12 protein-coding genes and 2 pseudogenes are annotated in these 15,466 nt (G+C 64.5%); 7 read left to right on the forward strand and 7 right to left on the reverse strand.

Annotated features, from left to right (window positions below; genetic code table 11):
• Nucleotides 1-64: 64 nt before the first annotated feature.
• The 3 genes and pseudogenes from HV744_RS32300 to HV744_RS32310 form a co-directional block, all read right to left on the reverse strand.
• On the reverse strand, nucleotides 65-526 hold the full coding sequence (locus HV744_RS32300; protein WP_175153379.1) for a (2Fe-2S)-binding protein: 462 nt from the start codon (nucleotides 524-526) through the stop codon (nucleotides 65-67).
• Between the two features lie 62 nt (nucleotides 527-588).
• Complete coding sequence (locus HV744_RS32305) at nucleotides 589-2,859, reverse strand: xanthine dehydrogenase family protein molybdopterin-binding subunit (protein ID WP_175153380.1); 2,271 nt, start codon at nucleotides 2,857-2,859, stop codon at nucleotides 589-591.
• A gap of 256 nt (nucleotides 2,860-3,115) precedes the next feature.
• Nucleotides 3,116-3,817: pseudogene (locus HV744_RS32310) on the reverse strand (sugar ABC transporter permease); the annotation flags it as partial.
• Between the two features lie 4 nt (nucleotides 3,818-3,821).
• Here HV744_RS32310 and HV744_RS32315 point away from each other — a divergent pair.
• From HV744_RS32315 to HV744_RS32340, 6 genes and pseudogenes are all read left to right on the forward strand, one after another.
• A pseudogene (locus HV744_RS32315) lies at nucleotides 3,822-4,454 on the forward strand (aldose epimerase family protein); the annotation flags it as partial.
• 173 nt (nucleotides 4,455-4,627) lie between these two features.
• A complete protein-coding gene (locus tag HV744_RS32320; protein WP_175153381.1) occupies nucleotides 4,628-4,933 on the forward strand; it encodes a DUF4148 domain-containing protein in 306 nt (101 codons plus the stop codon).
• A 431-nt stretch (nucleotides 4,934-5,364) separates the two neighbouring features.
• Entirely contained in the window at nucleotides 5,365-5,544 is a 180-nt protein-coding gene (locus HV744_RS32325) for a carboxymuconolactone decarboxylase family protein (RefSeq protein ID WP_175153382.1), read from the forward strand.
• Nucleotides 5,545-5,587: 43 nt separating this feature from the next.
• Nucleotides 5,588-6,412 (forward strand): isocitrate lyase/PEP mutase family protein, encoded by an 825-nt coding sequence (locus HV744_RS32330; RefSeq protein ID WP_175153383.1) that lies wholly within the window; start codon nucleotides 5,588-5,590, stop codon nucleotides 6,410-6,412.
• Nucleotides 6,413-6,457: 45 nt separating this feature from the next.
• Nucleotides 6,458-6,853: a RidA family protein gene (locus HV744_RS32335; protein ID WP_175153384.1), complete on the forward strand. Its 396-nt coding sequence runs from the start codon at nucleotides 6,458-6,460 to the stop codon at nucleotides 6,851-6,853.
• 229 nt (nucleotides 6,854-7,082) lie between these two features.
• On the forward strand, nucleotides 7,083-7,715 hold the full coding sequence (locus HV744_RS32340) for a helix-turn-helix domain-containing protein (protein WP_175153385.1): 633 nt from the start codon (nucleotides 7,083-7,085) through the stop codon (nucleotides 7,713-7,715).
• A 79-nt stretch (nucleotides 7,716-7,794) separates the two neighbouring features.
• Here HV744_RS32340 and HV744_RS32345 read toward each other — a convergent pair whose 3' ends face one another.
• Together HV744_RS32345 and HV744_RS32350 are read right to left on the reverse strand one after the other, a co-directional pair.
• Complete coding sequence (locus tag HV744_RS32345) at nucleotides 7,795-10,800, reverse strand: FAD-binding and (Fe-S)-binding domain-containing protein (RefSeq protein WP_175153386.1); 3,006 nt, start codon at nucleotides 10,798-10,800, stop codon at nucleotides 7,795-7,797.
• Nucleotides 10,801-10,863: 63 nt separating this feature from the next.
• Nucleotides 10,864-11,892: a DUF1338 domain-containing protein gene (locus HV744_RS32350; protein ID WP_175153403.1), complete on the reverse strand. Its 1,029-nt coding sequence runs from the start codon at nucleotides 11,890-11,892 to the stop codon at nucleotides 10,864-10,866.
• 176 nt (nucleotides 11,893-12,068) lie between these two features.
• Between HV744_RS32350 and HV744_RS32355 the strand changes: the two genes are divergently transcribed.
• Nucleotides 12,069-13,001 (forward strand): LysR substrate-binding domain-containing protein, encoded by a 933-nt coding sequence (locus HV744_RS32355; RefSeq protein WP_175153387.1) that lies wholly within the window; start codon nucleotides 12,069-12,071, stop codon nucleotides 12,999-13,001.
• 31 nt (nucleotides 13,002-13,032) lie between these two features.
• Here HV744_RS32355 and HV744_RS32360 read toward each other — a convergent pair whose 3' ends face one another.
• Both HV744_RS32360 and pcaQ read right to left on the reverse strand, forming a co-directional pair.
• A complete protein-coding gene (locus HV744_RS32360) occupies nucleotides 13,033-14,163 on the reverse strand; it encodes a 4-hydroxyphenylpyruvate dioxygenase family protein (protein ID WP_175153388.1) in 1,131 nt (376 codons plus the stop codon).
• A gap of 306 nt (nucleotides 14,164-14,469) precedes the next feature.
• Nucleotides 14,470-15,456 (reverse strand): pca operon transcription factor PcaQ, encoded by a 987-nt coding sequence (gene pcaQ / locus HV744_RS32365; RefSeq protein ID WP_175153389.1) that lies wholly within the window; start codon nucleotides 15,454-15,456, stop codon nucleotides 14,470-14,472.
• Nucleotides 15,457-15,466 lie beyond the last annotated feature (10 nt).

The raw sequence follows: 15,466 nt of genomic DNA on the forward strand, positions 1-15,466 counted from the left end.
CTGGCGAATTGAGCCCGCGCGGCATCTGCTAGCGCATTGATTTGTCGAAGACACGCCGGCGGTGTCATGCCGGCCGGCGCTTCGCAGCCGCCTGGTGGATCGCCGCCCGCACGCGCGGATAGGTGCCGCAACGGCACACGATAGGGCTCATCGCCGCGTCGATATCGGCGTCGCTCGGATCGGGCTTGTGCTTGAGCAGCGCGCAGGCCGCCATCAGTTGCGCGCTCTGGCAATAGCCGCATTGCACCACATCGAGATCGATCCACGCCGCCTTCAATGCTTGCGCCTCGGCGCCCTGCACGCCCTCGATGGTGGTGATCTTCTGCGTGTGCAGGCTCGACATCGGCGTCTGACACGACAGGCATGCGGCGCCGTCCAGATGGATCGTGCACGCGCCGCAAATGCCCACGCCACAGCCGAACTTGGTGCCGGTCATGCCCAATTCGCAGCGCAGCACCCACAGCAGCGGCATGTCCGGGTCGGCTTGCACCGCCACCGCGCGGCCGTTGATGTTCAGTGATCCCATGCTTGTCTCCTGAGTCGTCTTGCCTCTGCATCTTCCATGTTTCGAATCCGCCGCACGGTACGTCACGCGAGCCGCAACGGCAGCGTGCGCAGACGCTTGCCGGTCAGCGCGAACACCGCATTGGCCACTGCCGGCGCGATCGGCGGCACGGCAGGTTCGCCGACGCCTTGCGGGTGCATCTGACTCGGCATGATGTCGGTTTCGATCACCGGGCAATCGTTCATCCGCACTACCGGGAAGTCGACAAAGTTCTTCTGCTGCACCTGACCATTGATGATCACAATCTCATCCTGCAACGCGGCCGACAAACCGAACACGATCCCGCTCTCCATCTGCTGACGGATCAGGTTCGGATTCACCGGCAAGCCGCAATCGATCACGCAGACCACCCGATGCACGCGAATCAGCTTGTTCGGCCCGAGCGACACCTCCGCCACCTGAGCGACGACACTGCCGAACGCCTCATGCAACGCAACGCCGCGTGCGCGCGGCGCGCCGTCGGCGGCATGCTGCAACGGGCGTCCCCACTCTGACAACGCGGCGACGCGCTTTAACACCGCCAGATGGCGCGGATGCTGCGCGAGCAGCGCGGCGCGAAACGCAATCGGGTCCTGGCCGGTGGCGGCGGCGAGTTCGTCGGTGAAACTCTCGGTGAAAAATGCCTGATGCGAATGGCCGACCGAGCGCCAGAAGCCGACCGGCACCGGCAACTCGACGATCTTGTGCGCGACCCGCGCGGTCGGCCATTCGTACGGCTGATCGAACGCGCCTTCGCAGGTGGTCTTGTCGATTGGAATGCGCGGCACGCCGTAGTAGCGCGCGAGTGATTCCGGCACGATCGCCTGACTCGCCGACGTACCGTGCCACACCACCAGCTTGCCGTTCGCGTCGAAACCGGCCTTGAGCCGCGACACGCACGCGGGCCGGTAAAAGTCGTGCGTGAAGTCCTGCGCGCGCGACCAGATGGTTTGCACCGGATGGCCGCCGCCCTCGCGCGCAATCGCCGCGGCCTGCGCGATGAAATCGAGCTCCAGACGCCGCCCGAACGCGCCGCCGACCAGTTGCGTTTGCAGGTCGACCTTGTCGGCGTCGATATCGAGCACTTTTGCCACGTGCTGCCGTGCGAGCGCGGGCATTTGCGTGGAGACCCAGACAGTGGCCGCGCCGTCCGCGACTTGCACGGTGCAGTTGACCGGCTCGACCGCGCCATGCGCGAGATACGGCGCGTAGTACTCGGCGTCGACGGTGCGCGCCGCGCTGCTCAATGCGGCGTCGACGTCGCCGCGATGAAAGTAGGCGTGACCGTCGCTGTCGTCGAGCGCCTGCGCGAGGCGGCGGCCCACCTCCGCGCTCGATACGGTCGCGCCGGCACCGTCGTGCCAGGTGACGTTGATCGCGTCGACCGCGTTCATCGCGCGAAACGGATTGTCCGCGATCACCGCGACGCCGCCGCTACCGCCGCTGTATGGCGCGACGGCGATTGCCTTGATGAAGCCCGGCATTTTTTGCGCGGACGTCGCGTCGAAATGCGCGACCGTGCCGCCGAGCGTCGGGCACATCACCACGCTGGCGTACAGCAGGCCGTCGGGCAGTGCATCGATGCCGAAACGCGCCGTGCCGTTGATCTTCGATGCGGCCTCGATTCGGCGTACCGGTTGACCGATCAGCTTGAAGTCGGCGGGATTTTTCAACTCCACCTTGCGCGGCAGCGCCTGCTGCGCGGCCAGCGACGACAATTCGCCGAAGCTTGCCTTATGTCCCGACGCGTGCAGCACGTGGCCGGTTTCAGCGCGGCATTCGCCGGGCGGCACGCTCCATTGCGCGGCCGCCGCGCCGATCAGCATTGCGCGCGCCGACGCGCCGGCTTCGCGCATCGGCGTCCAGAGATCGTTGATGCTCGATGAACCGCCCGTCATCATCGTGCCGGCCTCGCGCACCGCTTTGCGGGTGAACCAGACCGTGGTGCGCTTGAGCGTGCTGTCGTCGTCGGGGCGAAACGGCAGGTCGTCGATGATGCTCTGCACGCTGTTGTAGATCTTGTCGATCGGCGCTTCTTCCACCCGTACCTGCGACCAGTCGGCGTCTAGCTCTTCGGCAAGCAGCATCGCGAGACCGGTGTGGATGCCCTGCCCCATCTCCGCCTTGCACATCACGATCGTCACGCTGTTGTCGGCGGCAATCTTGACCCAGCCGTTGAGCGCGACTTGCGAGCCTTGCGTCGGCAGTGGCGCCGAAGTGTTCAGACGCTGACGCGGCGGCAACACCGACCACCCGACCAGCAACGCGCCTACCGCGCCGGCGCCACCGAGCAGGAAGGTTCTGCGCTTTAACATGACATGGCTCGATCAGCTTGCACGGTGACAAGGAAGCTGCGAAAGCGCGGCTGGGCGCGTGGAGGTGTTTCTTCGGAATAGTAATAAGACGGCGGCGCGGGCGGGAGACTTAAATTCGAGTGCTTAAGTCAGGCGGGCGCGGGGCGGGGGGATGAGGGGATTGATGCGAGGAGGGTTAATCGTGGGGTGTTTCATTAAATGCGGGGAGCGGGTGCGTCAGCGTCGGCCGACGCACCCTGCGAACGTTTCAGCTAACTCACCGCCGGTTCGACCCCGACACCACATCGATCCACACCGCCAGCACGAGGATGCTGCCCTTCACGATCATCTGCCAGTAAGCGTCGACATCGAGCATCGACATGCCGTTATCGAGGCTCGCCATCACCAGCGCGCCGATCAATGCGCCGTACACCGTGCCGGAGCCGCCGCGCATCGACGTGCCGCCGATAAAGCATGCGGCGATCGCATCGAGTTCGCCCATCGAGCCCGCCGACGGCGAACCGGCCGCGAGCCGCGCCGTATTGACGATCCCGGCGAACGCGCACATCAACCCCATCAGCGCAGAGATCGCCAGCTTCACGCGGTTCGTATTGACGCCGGACAATCGCGTCGCTTCGAGGTTCGAACCGACCGCATAGATACGCCGCCCGAACACGGTCTGCGTCGCGATCCACGTGAAGATCCCCAACAGCGCGAGCAGCAGCAGAACCGGCACCGGAATGCCGCCGTAGCGATCGAGCGTGGCGACGAAGCCCGCCAGAATCGCGCCCGCGCCGACCACCTTCACGACGTCCTGCCAGATCGGCACCACCCGCAACTGGTAACGCTGGCGATTGGCGCGTTGCCGGATCGTCAGAAACGCAAGCAGCAGAAACAGCACGACCGCGAGCGTGTCGCCCGCGAGCCGCGGCAAGTACCCCTGCCCAACGAACACGAAACCGTCCGACACCGGCGCGATTCTGGCGCGCTTCACGCTCGACGGTATCGAGTACACGCTCGACCGCAACGAAGGGCCGAACCTGCTGCACGGCGGCAGCGTGGGTTTTCATCGGGCGCTGTGGGACGTGAGCGAAGACAATGGCGCATTGCTGATGCGTCTGGAGTCGCCGGAAGGCGACGCCGGTTTTCCGGGCAACGTGACCACGCAAGTCCGCTATTCGCTCGACGACGGCACGTTGACCATCGAGTACGAAGCGATCGCCGATGCGGCGACGCCGCTCAATCTGACGAGTCATCCGTACTTCAACTTGACGGGCCGGCCGGGTACGGACATTCGCGGCCACATGTTGTCGATCGATGCCGAGCAGTTCTTCGAAGTCGACGCCGCGATGATTCCGTGCAAGCTCGCCGAGGTTGCGGGCAACGCATTCGACTTTCGGCAAAGCGCGCCGATCGGCGCGCGGCTGGACTGGCCGCACACGCAGCTGGCGCGGGCCGGCGGATTCGATCATTGCTACGTGCTGCGCGATGCGTCCGACGCCAATGCAACCGAGGGCGCGCCGCCGATGCGTCAGGTGGCCTGCGTGTACGACCCCGGCAGCGGACGCGAATTGACCGTGTCGACCGATCAGCGCGGCTTACATGTGCGCAAAGGGGTTTGACACGGTCCCTCGTATCTTACGATGGACATTACATCACGCCGACTTACTGTTTGCTGCAATACTGAATTAACGTCCTGGTGGTTTCCCCTAGATCCGTCGCTTCCTAGACTCCGTTAAAGGGTGCCGAAGATTGCGGTGCCGGATAAACAATCCCGGAGGGAAGCATCATGAAATCGCTAATCAAAGCAGTGGCGCTGGTTGTTGTTCTTGCTGCGCCGGTGGCATCGTTCGCGCAATCCGAGCAGCCGCTCACGCGTGCGGAGGTCAAGGCGCAGTTGAAGCAAGTTGAGCAGGCTGGGTACAACCCGGGCGCTTCCGACGACGCTAGTTACCCCGCTGACATTCAAGCGGCCGAAGCGCGCGTTGCCGCGCAGAATGCCACGGCTCAGGCCGATACCACCGGGTATGGGACGACGGCGACGGGGTCGTCGCAAGCGGGTGGGAATGCTGCGGGTGCGAACCCGGGGCAGTGATAGATCATTTTTGCGCGGGACGAGGCGAGCACATGCGTTTTAACGCATGTGCCCGCTTGTTTTGTGCTTTTGTATTTTCGCGTATTACGCGGCGGATGAAGTGTGTCAGGCCTATTGGCGCGTGAGTATCGCGCTTCATCCGTGTCGGGAAGTCCTTTGACGACGTTAATGGCTCGGCTGTTCGATTGCTGTTCACAGGAGTAACAGCGCTACGCCATTTCGTACCTCCATCGCTTGCGTGTTGTCGCGTCGCTAACCGCGTCGACACAGCGTCCTCTGATATTGCGGCGCATACCGACAACATCGCTTCATTCCGGCCTTAGCTCCTTCCTCTTTTCTCGCTCCGGCAATACTAATACGAAGCAACCGGTTCGGGCTCGCCGACAATCCGCAAACCGTAGCAGCGGTGGCGTTTGCCGGGACAATGAATAATGCAAACGCGCGAAAAAGTATCCGAATACAACCCGCAAAAAGTCCGCACAGCAGGATTCAGCAATGCGAACATCGTCGAAATCATCGCGTGGAGCGCAACGTACATGCTGACGAATTTCATCAACAATGCGTTTGATACGGAAATAGACTTCCCAGTGGTCAATCCCGAAGTTGCCTGATCGACACCGGAGCTTCGACTCCCTCATTTCATGGAGACACGCCATGCCCCGCACCATCGCCGAGAAACGCGCCGCCTTCCGAGCATTGCACACGTCCGGTTGTTTCGTGCTGCCCAATCCGTGGGATGTGGGCAGCGCCCGCTACCTACACACCCTCGGCTTCCAGGCTCTCGCCACCACCAGTTCCGGCTTTGCGTGGTCCACGGGCCACGCCGACAACACGCTGCCACGCGATGTGATCCTCGCGCACCTGCGCGATATCGTCGAAGCGACCGATCTGCCGGTCAACGCCGACTTCGAGAACGGCTTCGGCCACGATCCGGCAGGCGTCGCCGAAAGCGTCAGGCTCGCGGTCGAAACCGGCGTAGCGGGCCTATCGATCGAAGACGCCACCGGCGACCCCGCCGCCCCGCTGTTCCCGATCGATGTCGCCGTCCAAAGGCTCAGCGCGGCACGCCGTGCGATCGACGAAACGGGCGGCGATACGTTGCTGATCGGCCGGGCGGAGAATTTTTTCGCCGGCAAGCCCGACCTGGCCGACACGATCGCGCGTCTCAAGGCCTATGCCGCAGCCGGCGCCGATTGCCTGTACGCACCGGGCATTCAGACGCGCGAGCAGATCGAGGCGGTGGTCGCCGCCGTGGCGCCGAAACCTGTCAACCTGCTGATCGGCTCGACTTCGAATTTCACGCTGCAAGACGTGGCCGCGCTCGGCGTGCGGCGCATCAGCGTCGGCGGCGCTCTGGCCCGTGCGGCATGGGGCGGCTTCATGCACGCCGCGCAAGGGTTGGCCGACGGACGCTTCGACAGCTTTGCGGGTGCCGCGTCCGGCGCGCAACTCAATGACCTGTTCCGGGACCGTGCATGACGTCCGGCAACCTGGCAGCGCACGCCCCTTCAGACGGAGATAGCCATGGCTCGTGAAATCATCCGCGTCGAACCGCTGTCGACCTACCTCGATAACTGGAAAGCGCCCACTTCCGCCGTGACGCGCTACGGCGACACGGTCTACGTTTCGGGCTTTCCGCCGTTCGATCCTGCCACCGGCGAGGTCGTCGATGCGCCGATCGAGCGTCAGACCGAACTGGTTCTGGAGCAGATGAAGCTGTGTCTGGAAACGGCCGGTTCAGCGTTGGAGCACGTGCTCAAGTGCAACGTCTACTGCACTTCGGTCGAGAAGTTCGCTGCCGTCAACGCGATCTACAAACGTTACTTTCCGGTCGATCCACCGGCCCGGATTTTCGTAAACGTGCCCGCGTGGCCCGGCCATTTCGACATCGAGATCGACTGTGTTGCGGCCGTCAAATAACAACAAAAACCCTCAATGTTTCCGATGAGAAAAGCGCGTGGACGTCCCGACCGCTCCACGCCTTTCTCCAGACTGTGCCTCCCAGACCACGCGCAAGCCCTCAAACAGCCATTCGCAAGCTCGCCGCCCGAGTCACCAGCGCCAGTCAATCTGGCCGCCACGCCAAATGTTATTATCGGAAACACAACCTGCCATCGTAAAGCGCGTACTCGAAGAAGCCGCAAACCCCATGGACACCCATCTCACCAAACCCGTTGACCCGTCAACCACCGACCTTGGCCGCCGCGTGCGCGCCGCCCGCCAGGCGCAGGACCTGACGCTGGAAACCGCGAGCCGCCTCTGCGGGGTCTCCCGCTCGACGCTATCCAAAGTCGAAAATGGCCTGATGTCCCCCACTTTCGACGTGCTGCAGAAAATCGTCCTCGGGCTGAAGATCGAAATCGGCGAGCTGTTCGGCTCCACGCCGAAAGTGAGCGCCAGCGGCCGTCGCGCGCTGACCCGCAAAGATGAAGGCCAGCGCCACGCCTATCGCGGCTACCAGATGGAGTTGCTCGCCACTGACCTCGCGCACAAAGCGATGCTGCCGTTTCGCATCCGCATCTCCGCGCACACCCTCGACGCGTTCGACGACTGGGGCCGCCACGAAGGCGAGGAATTCCTGTACGTGATCAGCGGCAGTGTGTGCCTCTATTCGGAGTTGTATGCGCCGACGCATCTGAACGCCGGCGACAGTCTGTACTTCGACAGCCGCACCGGCCACGCGGCGGTCTCCACCAGCGACGAAGACGCCGAAGTGTTGTGGATGGCGACCAGCGCCGACATCCCGCAAGCGCCGGCCGCCGTCGAATCGACGAAGAAATAATGCAGCCGCACGCGCGGCGCGGTGGTGTGCGTGTGCGTTGCCGATGTGCGCGTTGCCGACGTGCGCGTTGCGATAAAGCTTATCGCGCCGCCAAAGCCCGCTGCGCCAGTTGCGCGATATGCATCGCGTGATGCCCCGTCCCCTGCTCGATCTGCTCACGGCAACTGAAGCCGTTGGTTAGCACGATCGTCCTGGCATTCGCCGCGGTCGCTTCACGCACCGCCGGAAACAGCTTGTCTTCGCCGATCTTCTGCGAAAGCGCGTGGTGCTCCGCGTTGAAGCCGAACGATCCCGCCATGCCGCAGCATCCCGTGTCGAGCAGCTTCCATTTCACACGGAGTTTGTTCAGCAGCGCGGTGTCGCCCTGCATGCCGAACAGCGCCTTCTGATGACAGTGCCCGTGCACGATCACGTCGGCGGCGAGCGTCGGCCAGTCGAACGGCTGACGCGCGACGAAATCGGAGAACAGAAAAGTTTGCGCCGACAGCTTCTTCGCCAAAGCGTGACCCGGCAGTTGCTTCAGCAGTTCGTCCTTGAACACCGATAAACAACCCGGTTCGAGACCGACCAGCGGCACGCCGGCGGCGATATCGTCCGCGAGGTTGTCGAGAATGTGCGTGAGCAGTTCGCGTGCACGCTCGAGCAAACCGAAGTCATACAGCGGACGTCCGCAGCACAAACGGTTCTTCGGCAGCACGACGTGCCAACCTAATTGTTTCAGCACGTCGGCGGCGGCCTGCGCGATCTCGGGCGTGAAGTGATCGTTGAACGTATCCACCCAGAGGATGACTTTCTTCACGTCGCCGCGAGCGTCATGCGCCGTTTGCGGCGCGCGGCGCGCGATCTGCCTGTAAGTCGACTCAGCGAACTTCGGCAACGCGCGCGCCTGCGCCACTCCGGCGACCCACTTGCCGACCGAAGCTAGCCCCGGCGCCCTCGTCACGAAGTTCGTCAGACGCGCAAAGCGCGCCGCCCACGGCGCCCATTGGCCGATCCGCCCCATGAACAGCGCCTGACGTGGCCGGCGATTCGTCTCATAGTAATGCGAAAGAAATTCCGCCTTGTATGAAGCCATATCCGTATGCGTCGGGCAATCGGATTTGCAGCCCTTGCACGCGAGGCAGGTATCGAGCGCCTCTTTCACTTCGCGGCTTTGCCAGCCATCGGCGATCACGTCGCCCTGCAACATTTCCCAGAACAGATGCGCGCGGCCACGCGTCGAATACTTCTCCTCACGCGTCGCGCGATAACTCGGACACATCGTGCCGCCTTCGAGCGAGCGGCACTTGCCCATGCCGATACATCGCTCGATCTCGCGCTGAAAGCCGTCGCCCTCCTGACTGGCGAACGTGAGCCTGGTTTGCAGCGTCACCGGCTTGTAGGCCGGCCCCATCCGCAGGTTCTCGTCGGCACGATACGCATGCACCACCTTGCCAGGATTCAGCCGATTGGCCGGGTCCCAGATCGCCTTGAACTGCTCCATCGCCTGCATCAGTTCGGGGCCGTACATGATCGGCAAGAACTCGGCCTTGGCCTGGCCGTCGCCGTGTTCGCCCGACAGCGAGCCGCCGAATTCGACCACCAGCTCCGCAGCCTCGCGCAGAAACTTGCGCCATGTCGACACACCTGACGCGCTGCGCAAATCGAAGGTAATGCGCGCATGGACGCAGCCATCGCCGAAATGGCCGTAGAGACTCGTTTCGTAGCCGTAGCGATCCACCAGCGCCTGGAACGCGCGCAAATAATCGCCGAGGCGTAGCGGATCGACCGCCGCATCTTCCCAGCCGACCACCGGATCGGGCGTGCCTGAATCGACCGACAACGCCACCGCCGACGCTCCCGTCTCACGGATCGACCACACCTTCGCCTGCAGCGCGCGGTCTTCGACAAGCATCGCCGAAACGTTCGGCCCCGCTTCGCCCGACGAGAAATACGCGGCGGCGGCTTGCGCCTCGCGCAGCACCTCGTCTTGCGTGTCCGCGCCGAATTCGAGCACGACCCACGCATCGCCTTGCGGCAGCAACGCGATCTCGTCCTTCTTCAACCCGCGTGCCTGCAAGCCGCGAATGATCGCGCGGTCGAGTCCTTCGATCGCAATCGGCCCGTAGCGCATGAAATGCGGCACGGCGTCCGCGGCCGTATAGATATCCGTAAAGCCGACCACGACGATCACGCGCTGCGCCGGACTCTTCACGAGGCGCACTTTCGCCTGCAACGTCACCGCGCACGTGCCTTCCGTGCCGACCAGCGCACGCGCAACGTTAAAGCCGTTTTCCGGCAGCAGTTGATCGAGATTGAAGCCTGACACGCGCCGCTTGATCCGCGGGAATTTCGCGCGAATCTGCGCGGCGTACGTGTCGCGCAACTGCTTGAGCGCGGCGTAGATTTCGCCCTGGCGGCCGCCCGTGGCGATGACGCGTTCGAGTTCGTCGTCGGAGGTGGGGCCGACCCAGAAGCGCGCGCCGTCGAAGGTCGCGATTTCGAGCGCCTCGACGTTTTCGACCGTCTTGCCGGCCATCACCGAATGCGCGCCGCACGAGTTGTTGGCGATCATGCCGCCGAGCGTGCAGCGGCTATGCGTCGCCGGATCGGGCGCGAACGTGAGGCCGTGCTGTTCGGCGGCATCGCGCAACGTATCGCAGACCACGCCCGGCTCGACGATCGCCACACGCGCGACTGGATCGACCGACACGACGCGGTTCACATACTTGCTCGCGTCGGCCACGACTGCGACGTTCACGCATTGGCCGTTCTGCGACGTGCCGCCGCCGCGCGCGAGAAACGGCACGTCGTTGCGGCGGCAGGCGGCGAGCGTGGCGAGCAGATCGTCGACATCCGCAGGGACGACGACAGCGAGCGGAACTTGCCGATAGTTCGACGCATCCGCCGCATATAACGCTTTGGATCCCTGATCAAAACGCACTTCGCCGCGCACATGCCGGCGCAAGTCGCCCTCGAGCGCCTGCATCACAGCGGCGGTGCCCGTGAAAGGCATAGCGACGCGCCGCTCGTTCAACGTGCGCGGCCCGGCATGATTCAACGCATGCGCGCCCGCGCCCTGTTCTTCATCCAATGATGTTCCCACTGCGCTCCTCGTCTGCGATGCCGCAAGCCCACATGCCCGCACGCCCACGCTGCCGCTTTATGTTCAGGCCGCCTGACTCGCGGTCATCTTGAAGATGCCCTGCGCGTTGCCCGCGTCGAAACGCAGGTCCGTTTCCCAGCGGCGCGCGTCCTGATCGAAACTCCGCTTGCGCGTGATGAACTCGTAAAACGAACCTGGCACGTCGCGCGTCACGACGCTGTCGTCAGCCGCCTTGAATTCGCGCCGCACGATGTCCGCGCGATACGCGGTCTGAAACACCCGGCCCGAACGCGAGCGCTCGACTTCCGGTTTCATCGGACGCCCCTTGGCCTTCTCGTCGTCGGACAGTTTGAACACGTCCTCGACGCGATCGGTGGCGTGATTGAACGCGTTGCCTTCGGTCGCGATCCACGCCATTTCCGCCGACTCCTGCAACAATACTTCGTAATCGGCTTCGCGTGGCGTCTCGTGCTGGCGCGCGAAGGCGCCGACGATCACCGGCAGCAATTCATGCGCCGCGTCGAGCGGCAGCACGCCGTCGCGTTCGAGTTCCCACAACTGGCCGGCGGCACGCGGCGTCAGCGGATCGCGCGACGTGCCGATCACATTCGTCACCGCCTGTTGAAACGCCGCCGAGAAACGCTCCGGATGCAGTTCGCTGACGAAGAACTGCGCGATCTCATCGGGCGCGTCGTCATGCGCCCACGCGCGGCCCGTCATGCCGAGGCGGTCGAGCGGATAGCGGCCGTTGATGCTGAAGCCGAGCGGCCGCAGAATGCGTGCGAACGCCGCTTCGCCGGGCGGCAGCGCGCCGCTGTGCGGCCAGCGCACCGTGCGCAGCGCGCCGTGATCGAAGTACACGCTGCCACCGGCGGCAAGCGTCTGCTCGGTGTACTGACGGCCATTCGCCGAGCGCGCGAGCAGGTCTTCGAATAGCGCCATGTTCATCGCCTGAGCGAGTTCCGCGCGCGTGACGCTGCCATCTTCCCATTCGTTGAGGGTGCACGGATGGTTCAGCGTCGCGAAGAGCCGCGCGGTCTTGTCGGCGCCCAGCAGTTTCAGCAGCAGTTGTTCGATATTCGCATTCTTGATGTTTCGCATAGCGGTTCTCCACGGAGCGCTTCGGGCGCTCGCCCAAGCGCTCGACAGGGCCAGCCGGCCAAGACGCATAAGGCAGCGCGGCCATCTTGAAGGCGAGATTATTCAAAATCCGCAGCGCCGCCGTAAAGCGAGATAAAATCGCCACTTAATGCGTTTTTGGAATCAACATGCGAAAATTCAAGATCCCCAACATGGGCGCGCTGCTCGCTTTCGAAGCCGCCGCGCGACACGAAAGCTTCACGCATGCGGCGCGCGAACTGTTCCTCACCGAAAGCGCGGTGTCGCGGCAGGTCAATACGCTGGAGAGCAATCTCGGCGTGCGGCTGTTCGTGCGCGTCAAACAGCGCGTGGTGCTGACGAAGGCGGGCAAGGTCTATAGCGCGCAAGTGCGGCGCTCGCTGGAGCAACTCGACCGCGACACGCTGTCGATCATCGCGCATGGCAGCGGCGGCGGCTATCTGGAGCTGGCGGTGCTGCCCACGTTCGCGTCGCAATGGCTGATTCCGCGGCTCGCGGCATTCAATACGCAGTATCCGGACGTGCGCGTGAACATGGGCGTGCGCACCGGCACGTTCCCGTTCGCCGAGACCCATTTCGAAGCGGCGATTCACTACGGCAAGCCGACCTGGCCGGGCACGTCGGCGGATTTTCTGTTCTGCGAGGAAGTGGTACCGGTGTGTGCGGCGGGTCTGCTGAAGCGGCCCGTGCGGCAGGCGGCCGAACTGCTGGATTATCCGCTGCTGCACTCCACCACCCGGCCGGACGGCTGGGCGGCATGGTTCGCGAATTTGGACGTCGACGACAACCGGACCATGCAGGGCGTGCGTTACGAACTCCACACGATGTTGATCAGCGCCGCCGCGGCCGGTCTGGGCATCGCGCTGGTGCCGCGCTTTTTCGTCGATACGCAGCTCGAACGGCTTGGGCTCGTGATACCGCTCGACACGCCGGCCGTCGCGGACTCGGCGTACTACCTCGTCTATCCGACCGAGCTAAGCCACGGCAAGCCGCTCGCGAGTTTCCGCGCGTGGCTGTTGCAGGAAGCCGCGGCCTACAGCGCGGTCTATCCCGAGTTGGCCGGCAAACCCGCTACCGCCTGATCGCACGCTCGATCAGGCACGCGGCCAGTGCTCAAACGCCGGCCTCGCGTGCCTGCGCGAGCGCGGCCAGATTGCCTTCGCCGAAGCCGTGGTGCCCCTGGCGCTGCACGATCTCGAAGAAGATCTCGCCGGCGCGGCGGCGCACGAAGGTCTGGAAAAACAGCAACGGCACGCCGTCGGCGCCGATCTCGCCATCCACCAGAACGTGCGTGCGCTTGAGCCGCTCGACGTCGAGCCCATGGCCGGGCAGACGCGCGTCGAGCTGATCGTAATAGCGCGGCGGCGGTTCGACGAATTCGACGCCGTTCGCGAGCAACTGCTCGACGCACGCGAGGATATCGTCGGTGGCGAGCGCGATATGCTGCACGCCTTCGCCCGGGTGGTCCGGCAGATACTCGTGCATCAGGTTGGTCCGGCGCGTGCCTTCTTCATACAGCGGCACGCGGATCGCGCCGCATGGCGACACCATCACGCGCGATTCCGCCGACACATGCCAGTTCGCGTGCAGCTCGTGAATCTCGCGGAAGTTGAGCAGGTCGCGATAGAAGTCGAGCCATTCCTGCATCCGGCCCTCGCCGACCGTTTGCGTCAGATGGTCGACCGCGACAAGGCCCATGCCGGTATGGCTCAGGTCGGCGTGCGCCGTGTCGATCTCGATCGGCCGGAAGTCGATGTCGAAGATCGAGATGTCGCCGAGGCCGCCACGCTGGCCGCCGCGCCCGCGCCAACGGTCGACGAAATAGATGTGCGAGTCGCCGATGCCCTGGATTGCCGGAATCAGCAATTCGCCCACGCCGATTTTCTCGCCTTCGAACGCCCACGCGCCGAGTTCGATCGCGCGATCGAACGCGCGCTGCGCGTCGGCCACGCGAATGCCGATCGCGCAGATGCCCACGCCGTACTCCTCGGCGTAGCGCGCGGCGAATGAATCGGGCTCGGCGTTGAGCAGAAAATTCATCTCGCCCTGCCGATACAGCGTGACGTCCTTGCTGATATGGCGCGCGATCGCCTTGAAACCGAGTTTGGTGAAGGTGTCGCCGAGCGCCTGCGGCTCGCGCGCGGCGAACTCGACGAATTCGAGGCCGGCAGTGCCGAGCGGATTGTGCTCAGGCGCCGACACGGCGCGCAGCGCGGCGTCTGGAGTGGGCAAGTCGCTGGGCATGGCAATCTCCTTGTACAGTCTTTCGACGCTGTGTGCGGTGTCTCTCGTGGTCGGTGCAAGCCGCCGACTACCCGCAGGGTGGCAGCGGCTGCGTGGTGTGCCACGGCAAACGCGGCCCGCGACGGCTTTTGCACCGTGTTTGTACACCGGGTGGCGGGGCGTTCGCAACCTTCATTTTGTACTGGATGGTTCATATGCGGGGGGGGGGGGGAGCGGCGCAGATCACGCTGATCGGCGCGCGGCTGGCTACCTGCTGCCTGCATCGCGCGAACTGCGGTGACCGCCCGCACCAGCCGGCAACCTGCATCAACTTCTCGACACCCGGCTTCGCCCACGCTTCTGCGCAGCCTTACCCGCAGCCGCCGCCATACGCTGCTGCGCAACCTCGCGCACCGCCTCGATGAACGCCCGCCCAACCGGCGACGGCTGCGTGTCCGAGCGCCGGATCAAACCGACCGGCTCCCCGGTGCCCGCGAAAGGCAGCGGCAAACGTACCAGCATGCCATGCGCCAGCTCATATTCCACTGCGCTCAGCGGCACGAACCACACTGCGCCATTCTCGAGCGTCAACGCGCGGCCCGTCGAGACCGACAACACTTCGACGAACGCCGACAGCGGCTGCACACCCCAGGCGCTCAACAGACTCTCGGCCGATTGACGGATCAGCGTACCGAACGGCGGCAGCACAACCGGAAACTCCTCCAGCGACGGAGCCGGCAAGCCCGGCCCCAGCGCCAACGGATGCCCAGCGCGCACCACCGCAATCAGCGGCTCGGTGAACAGCTGCTCGAAACTGAGGCCGACCATCCGCTCCGGATCGGCCAGGCGCCCAATTGCAAATTCGATCGTGCCCGCTTTCAGCCGCTCGAGCAATTCCGGGTTCGCGCCGGTCGCGAGGCGCACGATCACGCGCGGCCAGAGCACCGCGAACCGCTTCAGCACCGGCGGGATCAACGCCGCCGCGACGGTCGGCAGAATCCCGATTTCCAGCGTCGCCGCAGCCGCGCCTTCCGCGCGCGCCAGCAGATCGACACCCTGGCGCAGCGCGCTGACACATGCGCTTGCGTGCGGCATGAACAGTTGCCCCTCGCGGGTCGGCACGGCACCGTGGCGGCCGCGCTCGAACAGCTTCACGCCGAGAATCGCCTCGAGTTCGGCGACCGTCTTGGAAACGGCGGGCTGGGTGATCGACAGGCTGTCGGCAGCCCGCTGGACGCTGCCGAACTGGGCGACGGCCAGAAAGCACTGGAGATGGCGGAATTTGACGCGGCTGTCCGCGAGACTGCGTTGCATAACGAGAGGT

Origin of the sequence: Paraburkholderia ultramafica (assembly GCF_902859915.1) — a bacterium.
Lineage (GTDB): Bacteria > Pseudomonadota > Gammaproteobacteria > Burkholderiales > Burkholderiaceae > Paraburkholderia > Paraburkholderia ultramafica.

Coding starts and splice junctions, on each gene's coding strand:
- HV744_RS32300 (WP_175153379.1), bottom strand. CDS start 526: ATGGGATCACTGAACATCAACGGCCGCGCGGTGGCGGTGCAAGCCGAC.
- HV744_RS32305 (WP_175153380.1), bottom strand. CDS start 2,859: ATGTTAAAGCGCAGAACCTTCCTGCTCGGTGGCGCCGGCGCGGTAGGC.
- HV744_RS32320 (WP_175153381.1), top strand. CDS start 4,628: ATGAAATCGCTAATCAAAGCAGTGGCGCTGGTTGTTGTTCTTGCTGCG.
- HV744_RS32325 (WP_175153382.1), top strand. CDS start 5,365: ATGCAAACGCGCGAAAAAGTATCCGAATACAACCCGCAAAAAGTCCGC.
- HV744_RS32330 (WP_175153383.1), top strand. CDS start 5,588: ATGCCCCGCACCATCGCCGAGAAACGCGCCGCCTTCCGAGCATTGCAC.
- HV744_RS32335 (WP_175153384.1), top strand. CDS start 6,458: ATGGCTCGTGAAATCATCCGCGTCGAACCGCTGTCGACCTACCTCGAT.
- HV744_RS32340 (WP_175153385.1), top strand. CDS start 7,083: ATGGACACCCATCTCACCAAACCCGTTGACCCGTCAACCACCGACCTT.
- HV744_RS32355 (WP_175153387.1), top strand. CDS start 12,069: ATGCGAAAATTCAAGATCCCCAACATGGGCGCGCTGCTCGCTTTCGAA.
- HV744_RS32360 (WP_175153388.1), bottom strand. CDS start 14,163: ATGCCCAGCGACTTGCCCACTCCAGACGCCGCGCTGCGCGCCGTGTCG.
- pcaQ (WP_175153389.1), bottom strand. CDS start 15,456: ATGCAACGCAGTCTCGCGGACAGCCGCGTCAAATTCCGCCATCTCCAG.